Below are 15,513 nucleotides of genomic sequence, written 5' to 3'. Positions count from 1 at the left end.
AGGCGAGGGTTGGGGCCCGTCTGCCATGTGTCGGCGGGCGGGCCCTTTTTTTGGTTAGCGGATCACGCCGAGCTTGCGCGCAATCGCCACCGCCTCCGTGCGTCGCTTCGCACCCAGCTTCATGTGGATGTTGCGCAGGTGCGTGCGCACCGTACTTTCTGACACGAACAGCTTCTCGCCCATGGCGTTGTTCGAGTAGCCCTCGGCCAGCAGCTGCAGCACGCGGATCTCCTTGCGCGTGAGCGGCTCCTTGGTGGCGTCGCCAGAGGGCGCCTCGGCGTCGATCGGTGAGGGCGGCGGGCCCAGCACCTGCAGCAGCCGTTGCAGGTAGTCGGCCAGGATCGGGTCGCTGCGCAGCACGGGCGCCACGGCACCGGCCTCCTGCTGCATGGCGGCGGCATAGCGGTGCACCAGCGTGCCCACGGCCGGGCCCTCGTCGAGGATCAGCCGCACGAAGCCTTCCTGGCTCGCGGCCTGCAGCACGGCGCCGATTTCTTCGATGGCGGTGGCGAGGTCGCCCGCGCGCTGCAGCGCCAGCGCGCGCAGCACGCGCAGCTTGAGCGCGCGGCGGTTGCGGTTGGCGGCCACGGCGGCGTGCAGCTCGGCGTCGAGCACGGTGAGGGCCGCGCGCGCGTCGCCGAAGGCGATGTCCCAGCGCGCCCGCGCGAGCGCGAGGTAGTCGAGGTCGTGCGCGGGCAGGCGTTGGCGGCGCTCGCGCTCCCACAGCTCGGGGTCGTCGGCGCGCTGCAGCTCGTCGCGCGAGGCGGGGCCGTTGCCCTGCAACAGCAGCATGTGGGCGCGCTCCAGCTTGGCGCCCGCGACCACGCGCGGCAGTTGGCGGTGATGGCCCAGGTACTCGAGTTCGGTGAGCGCCTGGAACGCGGCGTCGATGTCGCCCGCGTGGAAGGCGATGCGCGAGCGCATGACGTGGCTCAGGATCATGTGGTCGGGCAGGCCCACGTCGCGCGCCAGCGGCAGGTACACGTTCAGCAGGTGCTCGGCCTGCACCAGCTGGTTGGTCTCGTACACGGCGCCGGCGTACAGCACGCCGGCCCAGGCATTGCCGTGGCTGTGGTTGTACGACACGGCATGCGTGGAGTCGACCGCCATGCGCAGCCGCGCGGTGGCCTGGCGCAGCCGGCCTTCGGTGAGGTCGAACAGGCCTGCCAGCGACTCGGTGTACATGCGGTTGAAGGTGCTGTTGCCCTGTTCGCGCCGCGCGGCCTCGAGCAGGCGCTGCGCCTCGCGCTGGTCGCCGCGCACGGCGAGGATGTGCGCCATCGCGTTGAGCAGCACGCCCTCGGCAAAGGCCAGCCCGGTGGGCAGGCGCGCGAGGCTTTCGCGGCCGGCCTCATACGCGGCATCGTGCTGGTCTTCCATGGCCAGCAGCAGCGGAATGAGCGTGTGGGCGTTGGCGCGCACCTCGGGGATGGGGCTGTCGAGGCAGCCCGACTGTTCGAGCAGCCGCATGGCGTCCCACGGGCCGTGCGTGAAGCAGGTGGCCCACAGCGCGATGAGCTGCAAAAACGGATGCTCGCGCAGCTGATGTTCGGGAATCGCCGAGAACCAGCGCGCCAGCATGCGCATGCGGCCCTGCTCGAGGAACTGCTCGGCGTAGCTGTCGAGCAGCGTGAGCGCGTGCGGGTGGTCGCCGCCTTCGATGGCGTGGTCGATGGCGGGCACGGGCCGGCCGTGCGACTCGTACCAGCCCGAAGCCGCGAGGTGCAGCCGCGCGAGTTCGCCGGGCCGCTCGCGCGCCAGCTGCGCACGCAGGAAATCGGCAAAGAGGCTGTGGTAGCGCCACGCGCGCACCTCGCCGCCGGCATCGCTGCTCACGGGCGTGAGGAACAGGTTGGCGGCGGCCAGTTGCTCCAGGATGACGGCGCTGTCGCCGCGCGGGTTGAGCGCCTGGCACACCGAGGCGTCGAGCTGGCGCAGGATGCTCGTGCGCAGCAGAAAGTCGTGGATCTCGGGCGGCTGGTGCGCGAGCACGTCTTCGGCCAGGTAGTCGGCCACGGCGCGGTCGGAGCCCGAGAAGCGCTCGATGAAGCCGGTCTCGATGCCGTGCCGCTCCAGCGCCATCGACGCCAGCCAGATGGCCGCCACCCAGCCTTCGGTCTTGCGGTGCAGCTGCGAGAGCAGGTCGGCCGGCAGCGCCTGCGGCGGCTGCGCGGCGGCGTGCGGCGCATGCGCCTGGCGCAGGCCGATGAAGGCGCTGGTTTCTTCCAGCGAGAAGCGCAGGCGGTCGGTGTCGATCTCGATGAGCTGGCCGCGCGCGCGCAGCCGGCCCAGCCCGAGGTCGGGCAGGCTGCGCGAGCCGATCACGATCTGGCCGCGCCGCGGCAGGTGTTCGACCAGCTCGCGCACGAGGCCGAGCACGGCGGGTTCCTGCACCACCTCGAAGTCATCGAGGAACAGCGTGAAGGGCGAGTCGTGCGCGGCCAGCGCGGCCACGGCGTCGAAGGGCGCGTGGCTTGCGGGCTCGTCCACGCCGATGCGCTGCACGGCCTCGGCCAGGCAGTTGAGAAAGCGCGACACGTCGTTGTCGGCGCGGTCGAGCGTGAGCCAGGCGGTGGCGATGCCCTGCGCGTCCATGCGCTCGCGGATCTGCGCCATGGCGGTGGTCTTGCCGAAGCCGGCGGGCGCGCGCACCAGCACGAGCTTGACGGTGGCGGCGGCGATCTCTTCGCTGATGGCGGTGCGCGGCACCTGCGTGGCCACGAAGGCGGGCGGGTTCAGCTTGGTCTCGAGAATCCGGAGCGAGGAAGGGGGAACGGGGGCTGGAGCAGGCATCGCGAAGGGGGAGTGAGTGCCTGGAAATTCCGTCGCTTCCGACGATTCCGGCAACCGATTCTGCTTCCTAAACTGGCCGCAGACAAACTGAATTCCCCTGCATCCGGTGGCCTTGCGCACCCGGGCGGCGCCCTGCCCATGACCGACGACGTTTTCATCTACGACCACGTGCGCACGCCGCGCGGAAAGGGCCGCGCCGACGGCGCACTGCACCCCATCACGCCGGTGCAGCTGGCCACGCAGGTGCTGCAGGCGCTGCGCGAACGCCATGCGCTCGACCCCGCGCAGATCGAGGACGTGGGCCTGGGCGTGGTGATGCCGGTGGGCGAGCAGGGCGCCGACATCGCGCGCGTCGCGCTGCTGTCGGCGGGCTACGGCGACAGCGTGGTCGGCTTCCAGCTCAACCGCTTCTGCACCTCGGCGCTCGACACGCTGAAGATGGGCTTCGGCCTCGTGGCCTCGGGCCAGGCCGACGCGGTGATCGGCGGCGGCGTGGAGTCGATGTCGCGCGTGACCATCGGCAGCGACGGCGGCGCGGTCTACACCGACCCCGCCGTGGGCCAGCGCTACCCCTACATCCCCAACGGCGTGGCGGCCGACCTCATGGCCATGCTCGACGGCGTGGACCGCGAGGCGGTCGATGCCTACGCCGTGGAAAGCCAGCGCCGCGCGGCCGTGGCGCAGGCCGAGGGCCGCTTCGACCGCTCGCTCGTGCCCGTGCGCGACCGGCTCGGCCGCACCGTGCTCGCGAAAGACGAGGCCAACCGCCCCGGCACCACGATGGCCGACCTGGCCAAGCTCAAGCCCGCCTTCGCGGGCGTGGCCGCGCAGGGCTACGAAGCCATCCTGCTGCAGCGCTATCCGCAGCTCTCGCACATCGCGCCGATCCACACGGGCGGCAACTCGAGCGGCATCGTCGACGGCGCCTGCGCGGTGCTGCTGGGCAACCGCGACTACGGCACGCGCAACGGCCTGAAGCCGCGCGCGCGCATCGTCGGCAGCGCGTCGTGCGCCGACGAGCCGCTGCTGAGCCTGGGCGGCCCGATGCCGGCCACCGAGCGCCTGCTGGCGCGCTGCGGCCTGGCCATCGGCGACATCGACCTGTTCGAAGTGAACGAGGCCTTCTCGGTGGTGCCGATGCGCTATGCGCGCCACTTCGACATCGACCCCGCGCGCATCAACGTGAACGGCGGCGCCATCGCGCTGGGCCACCCGCTGGGCGCGACCGGCGCGATCCTCACGGGCACGCTGCTCGACGAGCTGGAGCGGCGCGACGCCCGCCTGGGCCTGGTCACGCTGTGCGCCGCGGCGGGGCAGTCGACCGCGCTGGTGATCGAGCGCGTCTGAGCAGCACGTCTTCTCTTTCCTTTTTTCCTATGCCTTCCCACATCCGATTCGAGGTCGATGCCGACGGCGTCGCGCTCCTCACCCTCGACGTGCCCGAGCGGCCCATGAACGTGTTCACGCCCGGCTTCACGGCCGAACTGCGCGAGGCCGTGGCGCAGATCGCGCAGCGCGCCGACGTGCGCGGCGCGGTCATTACTTCGGGCAAGGCCAGCGGCTTCATGGCCGGGGCCGACCTGAAGGACCTCGTGGGCTTTCACGCCACGGGCGGCGGCGCGGCCGAGGCCATCGAGGCGATCGCACCCGGCGGGCGCGCGCTGCGCGAACTGGAGCGCTGCGGCAAGCCCGTGGCGGCGGCCATCAATGGCGTGGCGCTGGGCGGCGGGTTCGAACTGGCGCTGGCCTGCCATCACCGCGTGCTGCTCGACGAAGCGCGCGCGGTGGTCGGGCTGCCCGAGGTCACGGTCGGCCTGCTGCCGGTGGGCGGCGGCACGCAGCGACTGCCACGCCTCATCGGCATTGCGCGCGCGCTGCCGCTGCTGCTGTCGGGCCGGCATGTGGCGCCGGCCGAGGCGCTGGCGCTGGGCATGGTCGATGCGCTCGCGCCGGCCGACCAGCTCGTGGCCGTGGCCCGTCGCTGGGTGCTCGACCACCCCGACGCCGGCCAGCAGCCGTGGGACGTGAAGGGCTTCCAGGTGCCGGGCGGCGCGGGCGCGCTGGCACCGCACGCGGGCGCGAGCTTCGGCACCACGCTGGCGCAGGTGCGGCGCGACACGCACGACCAGCTGCCGGCGCCGCTGGCCATCCTGTCGGCCGTGTACGAAGGCACGCAGCTGCCGATGGACGCGGGCCTGGCGGTCGAGGCGCAGTACTTCGGCCCCTTGTTGGCCGGCCCGGTGGCGCGCAACCTGATGCGCACGCTGTTCGTGAACCGGGGCGCGGCGCTGCGGCGCAAGGGTGACTTGAGTACGGTCAATGCTGCGTATGCCGAACGGCTGCGGCAGCTGTACCGCAGTGAAGGCGCGGCGCTGTTGAACGAGGGCGTGTCGCCCGCGCTCATCGCGAACGCCGCGCGGCAGGCCGGGTTGGGCGAGAGTCCGTTGACCGCCGATGCAACGGCGGAACAAGCCGCTGCATCGCAGCCCGACGCACGCGCCGTCGGCGAACGCCTGCTGTCGCTGCTCGCGCTCGAAGCGGCACGCTGCCTCGAAGAAGGCGTGCTGAAGCAGCCGGTCGAGGCCGACCTCGGCGCCGTGCTCGCGCTGGGCTACCCGGACTGGACCGGCGGCACGCTCTCGTACATCGAGACCGTCGGTCTCCCAGCTTTCGTCGCGCGCTGCGATGCACTCGCGCAGCGCCACGGCGAGCGCTTCAAGCCCACGGCTGCGTTGCGCCAACGCGCGCAATCGAACACGCCGTTCTATCCCGCGGAGCACGCCGCGTGAGCCCAGGCCGCGCGCAAGCGCTGCAGTCGCTGGTCGCGCAGCTGCAGCTCGAACAGCTCGAGAAGAACCTGTTTCGCGGCACCAGCACCGACATCGGCGCGCCCGCCGTCTTCGGCGGCCAGGTGCTCGGGCAGGCGCTGATGGCGGCGGCCCGCACGGTCGACGGGCATGCGGCGCATTCGCTGCACGGCTACTTCCTGCGCGCGGGCGACAAGGCCGCGCCCATCGTCTACGACGTGGACCGCATCCGCGACGGCGCGAGCTTCACCACGCGGCGCGTGGTCGCCATCCAGCATGGCGAGCCGATCTTCCACATGTCGGCTTCGTTCCACCGGCGCGAGGAGGGCGTGTCGCACCAGTGCGCGATGCCCGAGGCGCCGCCACCGGAAGAACTCACGCCGCGCGCCGGCCCGCGCGTGCGCGTCGAGGGGCCGATCGAGTTCCGCTACGTCGATCCGCGCGACCCGGTCACGGCCGGCCCGCGCCCGCCGCGCAGCCAGCTCTGGCTGCGCACCGCCGACGCGTTGCCCGACGACCCGCTGCTGCACCAGGCGATGCTGGCCTATGCCTCCGACTACAGCTTCATGGGTGTGGCGATGCAGCCGCACGGCCTGGCGTTTCAACAACCCGGTGTGCAGGGCGTGAGCCTGGACCACGCGATGTGGTTCCACCGCGATTTCCGCTGCGACGACTGGCTGCTGTACGACGCCGACTCGCCCTCGGCCGAGCACGCGCGGGGCTTTTGCCGCGGTGCGCTGTTCGACCGCGCCGGCCGGCTTGTGGCCTCGGTCGCGCAGGAAGGCCTGATCCGGGTGCGCCGATGATCAAGCTCGTCTTCTGCCTGCGGCGCTTGCCGCACCTGGACCGCGCGCAGTTCCAGCACCACTGGCGCAACGTGCACGCACCGCTCGTCGCCGAGCGCGCCGAGGTGCTGGGCCTGCGCCGCTACGTGCAGTCGCACACGCTCGACGATGCGCTGGTGCAGCCGCTGGCCGTGCCGCGCGGGAGCCCCGCGCCCTTCGACGGCGTGGCCGAGCTGTGGTGGGACAGCCTCGAGGCGCGCACCGGTGCGCGGCGCGAAGAAGCCCGCCGCGCGAGCGCCGAGCTGCTCGCGGACGAGCGCCGCTTCATCGACCTGGCCGCCTCGCCGATCTTCTTCACCGACGAGTTCGCCGTGGTCGGCGACCCCGCCGCCGAGGCGGTGCGCGACTACCTGCAGGCGCGCGGCCGCCTGTAATCGTCGCTTCGGACGATGCCTGCGCGCAGGGCGCGTCCCTAAACTTTTTCCCACAGGCTGGCGCGTCGCCGGCCGCGAGGAGACCCCCTTTGTTCCAAGGCGAAAGTATCGAAGTCCTGCCGCTGCAGGACGGTCTGGTGGAGCTGCGCTTCGACCGGCGCGGCGAGGCCATCAACAAGCTCGACGCACGCACCGTCGACGAGTTCCGCCAGGCCACCGAGCGCATCGCGGCCTCGCCGGATGTGCGCGGCGTGCTGGTGACAAGCGCGAAAGACGTGTTCATCGTCGGCGCCGACATCACCGAGTTCGGCGCCACCTTCCAGCAGGCCGAGGCCGACATCGCGCGCGGCGTGCGCGCCAGCAACGAACTGTTCAACGCCTTCGAGGACCTGAAGGTGCCCAGCGTGGTCGCCATCAACGGCTTCGCGCTCGGCGGCGGGCTGGAGCTGGCGATGCTCGCGCCGCTGCGCGTGATGGCCGACACGGCCCAGGTCGGCGTGCCCGAGGTGAAGCTGGGCCTGTTCCCCGGCTTCGGCGGCACGGTGCGGCTGTCGCGTCTCGCAGGCCTGGCCACGGCCATCGACTGGGTGGCGAGCGGCAAGCCGGCCAAGGCGCCGGCCGCGCTGGCCGCGGGCGTGACCGACGAGGTCGCGACGCCCGATGCTTTGCGCGACCGTGCGCTCGCGCTGCTGCAACGTGCGGTGCGCGGCGAGATCGACTGGCGAGCGGCGCAGCAACGCAAGCGCGCGCCGCTGGCGCTGTCGAAGCAAGAGGCGGGCGCGCTGGTCGAGACCGCGCGCACGCAGGTGGTGGCGCGCAGCGGCAAGCACCAGCCCGCAGCAATCATCGCGCTCGAAATGATGGCCGAGGCCGCAGGCCGCGACCGCGCGGGCGCGCTCGACCTCGAGTCGGCCGCCTTCGGCCGCGTCGCGAAGACGCAGGCCGCGGCTTCGTTGGTGCAGGCCTTCCTCAACGACCAGGCGCTCAAGAAGCTCTACAAGCGCCACGCGCGCGAAGGCCGTCCGGTGAAGCAGGCGGCCGTGCTCGGCGCCGGCATCATGGGTGGTGGCATCGCCTACACCAGCGCATTGCGCGGCACGCCGGTGCGCATGAAGGACATCGCGCAGCCGCAGCTCGACCTGGGCATGGCCGAGGCCGGCAAGCAGCTCGCCAAGCAGGTGAAGAACGGCCGGCTCGCGCAGGCCAAGGCCGACGCCATTCAAGCGTCGATCGTGCCGCAGCTCGACGAGGCCGGCTTCGACAGCGTGGACTGCGTGGTCGAGGCCGTGGTCGAGAACCTCGAGGTCAAGCGCAAGGTGCTGGCCGCGCTGGAGCGCAGCGTGAAGCCCGGCACCGTGATCGCCTCGAACACCTCGAGCCTGCGCATCGACGACATCGCCCAGCCGCTTGCGCGGCCCGAGGACTTTGTCGGCATGCACTTCTTCAACCCCGTGCCGGTGATGCAGCTGGTGGAAGTGATCCAGGGCGCGAAGACCAGCAATGCCGCCGTGTCCACCGCCGTGGGCTATGCCGTGGCCATGGGCAAGACGCCCATCGTGGTGAAGGACTGCCCGGGCTTCCTGGTCAATCGCATCCTCACGCCGTACATCAACGCCTTCGTGCAGCTGGTGGCCGATGGCGCCGACTTCGAGGCTGTCGACCGCGCGATGGAAGCCTTCGGCTGGCCCATGGGCCCGGCCTACCTGCAGGACGTGGTGGGCATGGACGTGGGCGCGCACGTGGGCGATGTGATCGCCGCGGGCTACCCGCAGCGCATGCCGGCCCTCGAACGCAACGCCGTGAAGCTCATGGTGGCGAACAAGCGCTACGGCCAGAAGAACGGCGCGGGCTTCTACCGCTACGAGAACGACCCCACGGGCCGCCCGCGCAAGTCGGCCGCGCCCGAGGCGCATGCGCTGGTCGCCACGCTGCAGCCGCAAGGGCGGCGCGACTTCGCGGACATGGAGATCGTCGAACGCATGATGCTGCCGATGGTCGTCGAGGCCGCGCACGCGCTCGAAGACGGCGTGGTCGCCACGCCGGCCGAGCTCGACATGGCGCTGCTGCTCGGCGTGGGCTTTCCGGCCTACGCGGGCGGCGCGCTCAAGTACGCCGACTGGCTGGGGCTGGACCGCGTGGTCGCGTTGTGCGACAAGCATGCGGCGCTCGGCGCGCCGTATGTGCCCACGGCGCGCATGCGCGAGATGGCGGCGCGAAAGCTGCGCTACTACCCGGTCTGAACGGCAGGCGTTTTCGGTTTTCTTTCTTCCTTTCTCTCTCTATCCAAGGACAACAAGAGATGCAACTCGATTCCAGCATTGCCGCCGTCGTCACGGGCGGCGCCTCGGGCCTCGGGGCCGCCACCGCGCGCCGCCTGGCCAGCCACGGCGTGAAGGTCGCGCTGTTCGACCTCAACGTGGAGCAGGGCGAGGCCCTGGCCAAGGAGCTGGGCGGCGTGTTCTGCAAGGTCGATGTCACGTCGGAAGAGCAGGTCGACGCGGCCTTTGCCAAGGCGCGCGCCGCGCACGGCCAGGAGCGCGTGCTGGTCAACTGCGCCGGCACCGGCAACGCGGTGAAGACCGCGAGCCGCGACAAGGCCTCGGGCGAGATCAAGCACTTTCCGCTCGCCAACTTCGACCGCATCATCCAGATCAACCTCGTGGGCACCTTCCGCTGCATCGCCAAGTCGGCAGCCGGCATGCTCACGCTCGATGCGCTGGAAGATGGCGAGCGCGGCGCCATCGTCAACACCGCCTCGGTCGCGGCGCAAGACGGCCAGATGGGCCAGGCCGCCTACACCGCCTCGAAGGCCGGCGTGGTCGGCATGACGCTGCCCATCGCGCGCGACCTCATGGGCGAGGGCATCCGCGTGAACACCATCCTGCCGGGCATCTTCAACACGCCGCTGCTGCAGGGCGCGCCCGACAACGTGAAGGCCGCACTGGCCGCCTCGGTGCCTTTCCCCAAGCGCCTGGGCAACCCTGCCGAGTACGCGACGCTGGCCGAGCTGATGATCACCAACGGCTACTTCAACGGCGAGAGCGTGCGGCTGGACGGCGCGATCCGGATGGCGCCGCGCTGAGGCCGGGGCGAAGGGCTGTCGTCAGCCCTTCTGCGCCCGCCCGCGCGCCTGCACCGCCTCGCGCCGCGCGCGCAGCACCTCGGGCGTGAGCGACGCAGCCCACTCGCGCGTGGCGGCCTGCTCCAGCGCCATGCCTTCGGCGAAGCTGCGTGCATGGCCGTCGTCGATCAGGCGCTTGTAGACCGGCAACATCTCGGGCAGCGCGCTCGCGATGTCGGCGGCCAACGCCAGCGCCTCGGGCATCAGCTGCTCGGGCGTCGTCACGCGGTTGACCAGCCCCCAGCGCTCGGCCTGTTCGGCGCCGACGAAGTTGCCGCTGAAGGCCATCTCCTTGGCCCGCGCGATGCCGATGAGGCGTGACAGCCGCTGCGACAGCCCCCAGCCCGGGATCACGCCGATGCGCGCGTGGGTGTCGGCAAAGCGCGCCTCGCTCGACGCGATCAACAGGTCGCAGGCCAGCGCCACCTCGAGGCCGCCCGTGATGGCCGCGCCGTTCACGGCGCCGATCACCGGGCGTGGAAAGTTCGCGAGCGCGGTGGCCACGTCGGTGCCGGCGTCGCCGGTGATGGCGCCGGGGTCGATCTCGCGCAGGTCCAGGCCGGCGCAGAAGGCGCGGCCCGCGCCGGTCAGGACGAGCACGCGCACGCTGTCGTCCTGCGCGAGCGTGTCGAGCGTGCGCACCAGCGCGCGCCGCAGCGCGAGCGACAGGGCGTTCATGGCCTGCGGGCGGTTCAGCGTGAGGCAGGCGCAGCCGTCCTGCGGGCGGGTGAGCAGGAGGACGTTGTCGTTGGCGTGGTTGTCGGTTGCAGGTGTGTTCATGGCGTGTCAGTGTTGGGCGCAGGCCGGGCTGCGGCATCGTCGGAACGGACGAATCCGGCGGGCTTGTCCCGCTCACGACTCGAAACCCGCGCCCGCGTCGGCACCATGCGCCGCATTGTCTTCAATCCGTCCTTGAATCCACTGAGAGAAAGAAGGAGCGTCCCACCATGGACTTCAGCCTCACCCCGGCCCAGCTCGACCTGCAGGAACGAACGCGCCGCTTCATCGCCGAGGAGGTGATTCCGCTCGAATCCGACCCCCGGCAGGATTCGCACGGCCCCGCCGAGGCGCTGCGCGACGAGCTGGTGGCGCGCGCACGCCGCGCCGGCCTGCTCACGCCGCATGCGTCGAAGGAACACGGCGGGCTGGGCCTGTCGCACATCGACAAGGCCATCGTGTTCGAGGAGGCGGGCTACTCGCCGCTCGGCCCGGTGGCGCTCAACATCCACGCGCCCGACGAAGGCAACGTGCATCTGATGGAGGTGGTGGCCACGCCGGCGCAGAAGGCGCGCTGGCTGCAGCCGCTCATCGACGGCCACGTGCGCTCGTGCTTCTGCATGACCGAACCGCCGCCCGGCGCCGGCTCCGACCCGTCGATGATGCAGACCGTGGCCGTGCGCGACGGCGACCACTACGTGATCACCGGGCGCAAGTGGTTCATCACCGGCGCCACCGGCGCGGGCTTCGCGATCATCATGGCGCGCATGGAAGACGGGTCGTCGACCATGTTCCTGGCCGACATGAACCAGCCCGAGATCGTCATCGAGCGGCAGATCGACGCGCTCGACAGCTGCTTCACCGGTGGCCACGGCGTGGTGCGCTTCGACGGCCTGCGCGTGCCGGCCACCGACGTGCTGGGCGCCATCGGCGAAGGCTTTCGCTACGCGCAGGTGCGGCTGGCGCCCGCGCGCCTCACGCACTGCATGCGCTGGCTCGGCGCCGCGCGCCGCGTGCACGAACTCGCCGCCGACTACGCCCGCCGCCGCCAGGCCTTCGGCCATGCGCTGGTGGAGCACGAGGGCGTGGGCTTCATGCTGGCCGACAACGAGATGGACCTGCACGTCTCGCGCCTGACCATCTGGCATTGCGCGTGGGTGCTCGACCAGGGCGGCAAGGGCCGCCACGAGTCGAGCGTGGCCAAGGTGCTGTGCTCGGAGGCCGAGTGGCGCGTGGTCGACCGCTCGGTGCAGATCCTGGGCGCGAGCGGCGTATCGGACGAGACCGTGGCCGCGCGCATCTTCCGCGACATGCGGGCCTTCCGGATCTACGACGGCCCGTCGGAGGTGCACCGCTGGAGCATGGCGAAGCGTTTGGCCAAGGCCTGATTCAGGCCGCGGGGGCCGGCGTCATTCCGCCGGCTCTTCCGCTCCCCCCTGCGCATCGTCCACCCGCTGCATGTTGTCGAGCAGCTTCAGCAGGTAGTGCAGGGTGTGCGTGACGTCGTTCACCGAGAACCCGTCCAGCACCTGCTCGTAGTAGGCGTAGATCTTCGGCTGCGCTTCCACCTTCCACACGTGTTGCCCCGACCCGGTCATCGTGACCAGCCGTGACCGCCGGTCGCGGCTGTCGGGCGCGGTCGTCACGTGCCCGTCGCGCTCCATGCGGCTGACCAGGCCCGACAGGTTCTGGCGGCTGACCTTCAGGTAGCGCGCCAGGTCCCCCACGCTCATTCCCCCCTCGGCCTCGTCGCGCGACAGCGCGCCGAGCACGGCCCATTGCTGCGTCGTCAGGCCCTCGGCCTCGACCGCGCGGCTGCCGGTTTTATGCAACATGTTTGCGCATTGATAGAGGCGGAAGAACACCCGGTTGGCCAGCGCCATGCGCGCCGCGTCGGTGTTTTCACTAGTGTTTTGCATGTTTTTCTTTCGGAAAGGCTTGCGCGACGCCACGGCAGCATCCCATAATACGTCAACATATTTACGTAAATGTCTCAAAAGTGGCGCCCAACGGCCCAACGATATAGCAAGCCCTCGCACCCCAGGAGAACCAGATGCAGCGATTTCAGGACAAGACAGTGATCGTCACCGGCGGCGGTGGCGGCATCGGCGGCGCCACCAGCCGCCGTTTCGCCCAGGACGGCGCCCGCGTGGCGGTGTTCGACATGAACCTCGAGGCCGCCGAAGCGGTGGCCGCGCAGATCCGCGCCGACGGCGGCCAGGCCCAGGCCTTCCGCTGCGACATCACCGACCGCCCCGGCGTCGACGCGGCCGTGGCCGCCGTGGTGGAGCGCTTCGGCCCGGTCGACGTGCTGGTCAACAACGCCGGCTGGGACGTGTTCAAGCCCTTCACCAAGACCGAGCCCGCGCAGTGGGACAAGCTCATCGCCATCAACCTCACCGGCGCGCTGCACATGCACCACGCCGTGCTGCCCGGCATGGCCGCGCGCAAGGCGGGGCGCATCGTCAACATCGCCTCCGACGCGGCGCGCGTGGGCTCCTCGGGCGAGGCGGTGTACGCGGCCTGCAAGGGCGGGCTGGTGGCGTTCTCCAAGACCATCGCCCGCGAGCACGCGCGCCACGGCATCACCGTGAACGTGGTGTGCCCCGGCCCCACCGACACCGCGCTGTTCGCCGAATACAAGGAAGGCGCGGGCAACCCAGAGAAGCTCATGGAGGCCTTCACGCGCTCCATTCCGCTGGGCCGCATCGGCCAGCCGAACGACCTGCCGGGCGCCATTCTTTTCTTCGCCAGCGACGACGCGGCCTTCGTGACCGGGCAGGTGCTCAGCGTCTCGGGCGGCCTGACGATGAACGGCTGACCCCCCACACACACCCGACACCTTTCAGGAGACCCCCATGGCATCCCCCGACTTCGAAGACATCCTCTACGACGTGCGCAACGGCGTGGCGTGGATCACCATCAACCGCCCCGAGAAGATGAACGCCTTCCGCGGCCAGACCTGCGACGAGATCATCCGCGCGCTCAACCGCGCGGGCTACGACCGCGGCGTGGGCGCCATCGTGCTGGCCGGCGCCGGCGAGAAGGCCTTCTGCACCGGTGGCGACCAGTCGGCCCACAACGGCAACTACGACGGGCGCGGCACCATCGGCCTGCCGATGGAAGAGCTGCACGACGCCATCCGCAACGTGCCCAAGCCCGTCATCGCGCGCGTGCAGGGCTTTGCCATCGGCGGCGGCAACGTGCTGTGCACCATCTGCGACCTGACCATCGCCTCCGAGAAGGCCGTGTTCGGCCAGGTGGGCCCGAAGATGGGCTCGGTCGATCCGGGCTACGGCACCGCCTTCCTGGCCCGCGTGGTCGGCGAGAAGAAGGCGCGCGAGATCTGGTACCTGAACCGCCGCTACAGCGGCGCCGAGGCCGTGGCCATGGGCCTGGCCAATGCCGTGGTGCCGCACGAGCAGCTCGATGCCGAGGTGCAGAAGTGGGCCGAGGAAATCTGCGAGCGCAGCCCCACCGCGCTGGCCATCGCCAAGCGCAGCTTCAACGCCGACACCGCGCACCAGGCCGGCATCGCGGGCCTGGGCATGTACGCGCTCAAGCTGTACTACGACACCGAAGAGTCGCGCGAGGGCGTCGCGGCCCTGCAGGAACGGCGCAAGCCCGAGTTCCGCAAGTACGCCAAGTAGCCGCACCCGGACACACCGCGATGAACCCGTACATCGACGACGACCTGGCGACGCTGGCCGAGCATGCGCGCCGCTTCGCCACCGGGCGCGTGGCGCCCGGCTTCCTGGAGCGCGACGCCACGCGCGTGCTCGACCGCGCGCTGATGCGCGAGATGGGCGAGATGGGCTTCATCGCGCCCGAGCTGCCCGAGGCCCACGGCGGCCAGGGCCTGGGCTGCCTGGCCGCCGGCGTGATCCACGAAGAGATCGCCCGCGCCGACCTGAGCCTGAGCTACATCAACCTGCTGGCCTCGCTCAACGGGCAGATCCTGTGCGAGCACGGCCGGCCCGAGGTGGTGGCGCCGTGGCTGGCCAAGCTCACGCAGGGCGAGGCGCTGTTCGCCATTGCGCTCACCGAGCCGCGCGGCGGCTCCGACGCCGCCAACCTGCGCCTGCGCGTGGAGCGCGTGGGCGATCACTACGTGCTCAACGGCGAGAAGACCTCCATCTCGGCCGCCGACCAGGCCGACGCGGCCGTGGTGTTCGGGCGCACTGGCAGCATCGAATCGGCCGCCCACGGCGTGACCGCGCTGCTGGTGCCGATGGACCTGCCCGGTGTCACGCGCAACCGCTTCGACTGCCACGGCCAGCGTGCCATCGGACGCGGCTCGCTGTTCTTCGAGAACGTGCGCGTGCCCGTCGACCACCGGCTGGGCGAGGAGAACAAGGGCTTCGTGCAGGTCATGCAGGGCTTCGACTTCTCGCGCGCGCTCATCGGGCTGCAGGTGCTGGCCGTGGCGCGCGTGGCGTTGGAAGAAACCTGGGAGTACGTCGCGCAGCGCGAGGCCTTCGGCAAGCCGCTGTCGGCGTTCCAGGGCGTGTCGCATCCGCTGGCCGACTTCGACACGCAGATCGAGGCCGCGCGCCTGCTGTGCCTGCAGACCTTGTGGCTCAAGGACAAGGGCGCGCCGCACACCGCCGAGGCCGCCATGTGCAAGTGGTGGGGCCCCAAGCTGGCCTACGACGCCATCCACCAGTGCCTGCTGATGTTCGGCCACGGCGGCTACGACCGCGGGCCGATGGAGCAGCGCCTGCGCGACGTGCTGGGCTTCCAGATCGGCGACGGCACGGCCCAGATCATGAAGACCATCGTCGCCCGCACGCGCGCCGGGCGCTCGGCGGTGCCGGCGTAGACGGCGGTTCCTGGTTTTCCGGTTCGCACAACAA

13 protein-coding genes are annotated in these 15,513 nt (G+C 70.9%); 10 read left to right on the top strand and 3 right to left on the bottom strand.

Features of this window, described 5'->3' with window-relative positions:
- Positions 1-54: 54 nt before the first annotated feature.
- Positions 55-2,793, bottom strand: coding sequence for a winged helix-turn-helix domain-containing protein (locus tag AC3WQR_RS17935; RefSeq protein WP_492743061.1), 2,739 nt, complete (start codon positions 2,791-2,793; stop codon positions 55-57).
- 138 nt (positions 2,794-2,931) lie between these two features.
- Between AC3WQR_RS17935 and AC3WQR_RS17930 the strand changes: the two genes are divergently transcribed.
- The 6 genes from AC3WQR_RS17930 to AC3WQR_RS17905 all read left to right on the top strand — a co-directional run bounded on the left by AC3WQR_RS17930 (position 2,932) and on the right by AC3WQR_RS17905 (position 9,901).
- Complete coding sequence (locus AC3WQR_RS17930) at positions 2,932-4,140, top strand: acetyl-CoA C-acetyltransferase (RefSeq protein ID WP_095947978.1); 1,209 nt, start codon at positions 2,932-2,934, stop codon at positions 4,138-4,140.
- Between the two features lie 29 nt (positions 4,141-4,169).
- On the top strand, positions 4,170-5,582 hold the full coding sequence (locus AC3WQR_RS17925; protein WP_492743060.1) for an enoyl-CoA hydratase-related protein: 1,413 nt from the start codon (positions 4,170-4,172) through the stop codon (positions 5,580-5,582).
- Positions 5,579-6,406, top strand: a complete 828-nt coding sequence (locus AC3WQR_RS17920) for an acyl-CoA thioesterase (protein WP_492743059.1) — start codon at positions 5,579-5,581, stop codon at positions 6,404-6,406. Before AC3WQR_RS17925 ends, AC3WQR_RS17920 begins: the two co-directional genes overlap by 4 nt.
- A complete protein-coding gene (locus tag AC3WQR_RS17915; protein WP_487850234.1) occupies positions 6,403-6,819 on the top strand; it encodes an EthD domain-containing protein in 417 nt (138 codons plus the stop codon). Before AC3WQR_RS17920 ends, AC3WQR_RS17915 begins: the two co-directional genes overlap by 4 nt.
- An 89-nt stretch (positions 6,820-6,908) precedes the next feature.
- On the top strand, positions 6,909-9,059 hold the full coding sequence (fadB, locus tag AC3WQR_RS17910; protein ID WP_492743058.1) for a fatty acid oxidation complex subunit alpha FadB: 2,151 nt from the start codon (positions 6,909-6,911) through the stop codon (positions 9,057-9,059).
- A gap of 59 nt (positions 9,060-9,118) precedes the next feature.
- Positions 9,119-9,901, top strand: coding sequence for an SDR family NAD(P)-dependent oxidoreductase (locus AC3WQR_RS17905; RefSeq protein WP_062478161.1), 783 nt, complete (start codon positions 9,119-9,121; stop codon positions 9,899-9,901).
- 21 nt (positions 9,902-9,922) lie between these two features.
- Here AC3WQR_RS17905 and AC3WQR_RS17900 read toward each other — a convergent pair whose 3' ends face one another.
- A complete protein-coding gene (locus AC3WQR_RS17900; RefSeq protein WP_492743057.1) occupies positions 9,923-10,720 on the bottom strand; it encodes an enoyl-CoA hydratase in 798 nt (265 codons plus the stop codon).
- A gap of 167 nt (positions 10,721-10,887) precedes the next feature.
- Here AC3WQR_RS17900 and AC3WQR_RS17895 point away from each other — a divergent pair, with 167 nt between their 5' ends.
- The gene (locus AC3WQR_RS17895) at positions 10,888-12,045 is read left to right on the top strand and encodes an acyl-CoA dehydrogenase family protein (protein WP_492743056.1); all 1,158 of its coding nucleotides are present in this window, start codon (positions 10,888-10,890) and stop codon (positions 12,043-12,045) included.
- A gap of 21 nt (positions 12,046-12,066) precedes the next feature.
- Here the strand turns inward: AC3WQR_RS17895 and AC3WQR_RS17890 are convergent, their stop codons facing one another.
- A complete protein-coding gene (locus AC3WQR_RS17890; RefSeq protein ID WP_487850230.1) occupies positions 12,067-12,576 on the bottom strand; it encodes a MarR family winged helix-turn-helix transcriptional regulator in 510 nt (169 codons plus the stop codon).
- 134 nt (positions 12,577-12,710) lie between these two features.
- Between AC3WQR_RS17890 and badH the strand changes: the two genes are divergently transcribed.
- The 3 genes from badH to aliB are packed head-to-tail and all read left to right on the top strand — an operon-like array spanning position 12,711 to position 15,479.
- On the top strand, positions 12,711-13,478 hold the full coding sequence (badH, locus tag AC3WQR_RS17885; RefSeq protein WP_056577609.1) for a 2-hydroxycyclohexanecarboxyl-CoA dehydrogenase: 768 nt from the start codon (positions 12,711-12,713) through the stop codon (positions 13,476-13,478).
- A 37-nt stretch (positions 13,479-13,515) separates the two neighbouring features.
- On the top strand, positions 13,516-14,307 hold the full coding sequence (badI, locus tag AC3WQR_RS17880; protein ID WP_095947987.1) for a 2-ketocyclohexanecarboxyl-CoA hydrolase: 792 nt from the start codon (positions 13,516-13,518) through the stop codon (positions 14,305-14,307).
- A 20-nt stretch (positions 14,308-14,327) separates the two neighbouring features.
- A complete protein-coding gene (gene aliB, locus AC3WQR_RS17875; protein WP_095746838.1) occupies positions 14,328-15,479 on the top strand; it encodes a cyclohexanecarboxyl-CoA dehydrogenase in 1,152 nt (383 codons plus the stop codon).
- Positions 15,480-15,513: the final 34 nt, after the last annotated feature.

Source organism: Variovorax sp. FW305-3-2-15-B-LB1 (assembly GCF_058787635.1).
Note: the sequence above shows the minus strand (reverse complement) of the source record. Positions and strands in the feature narration are given on the sequence as shown.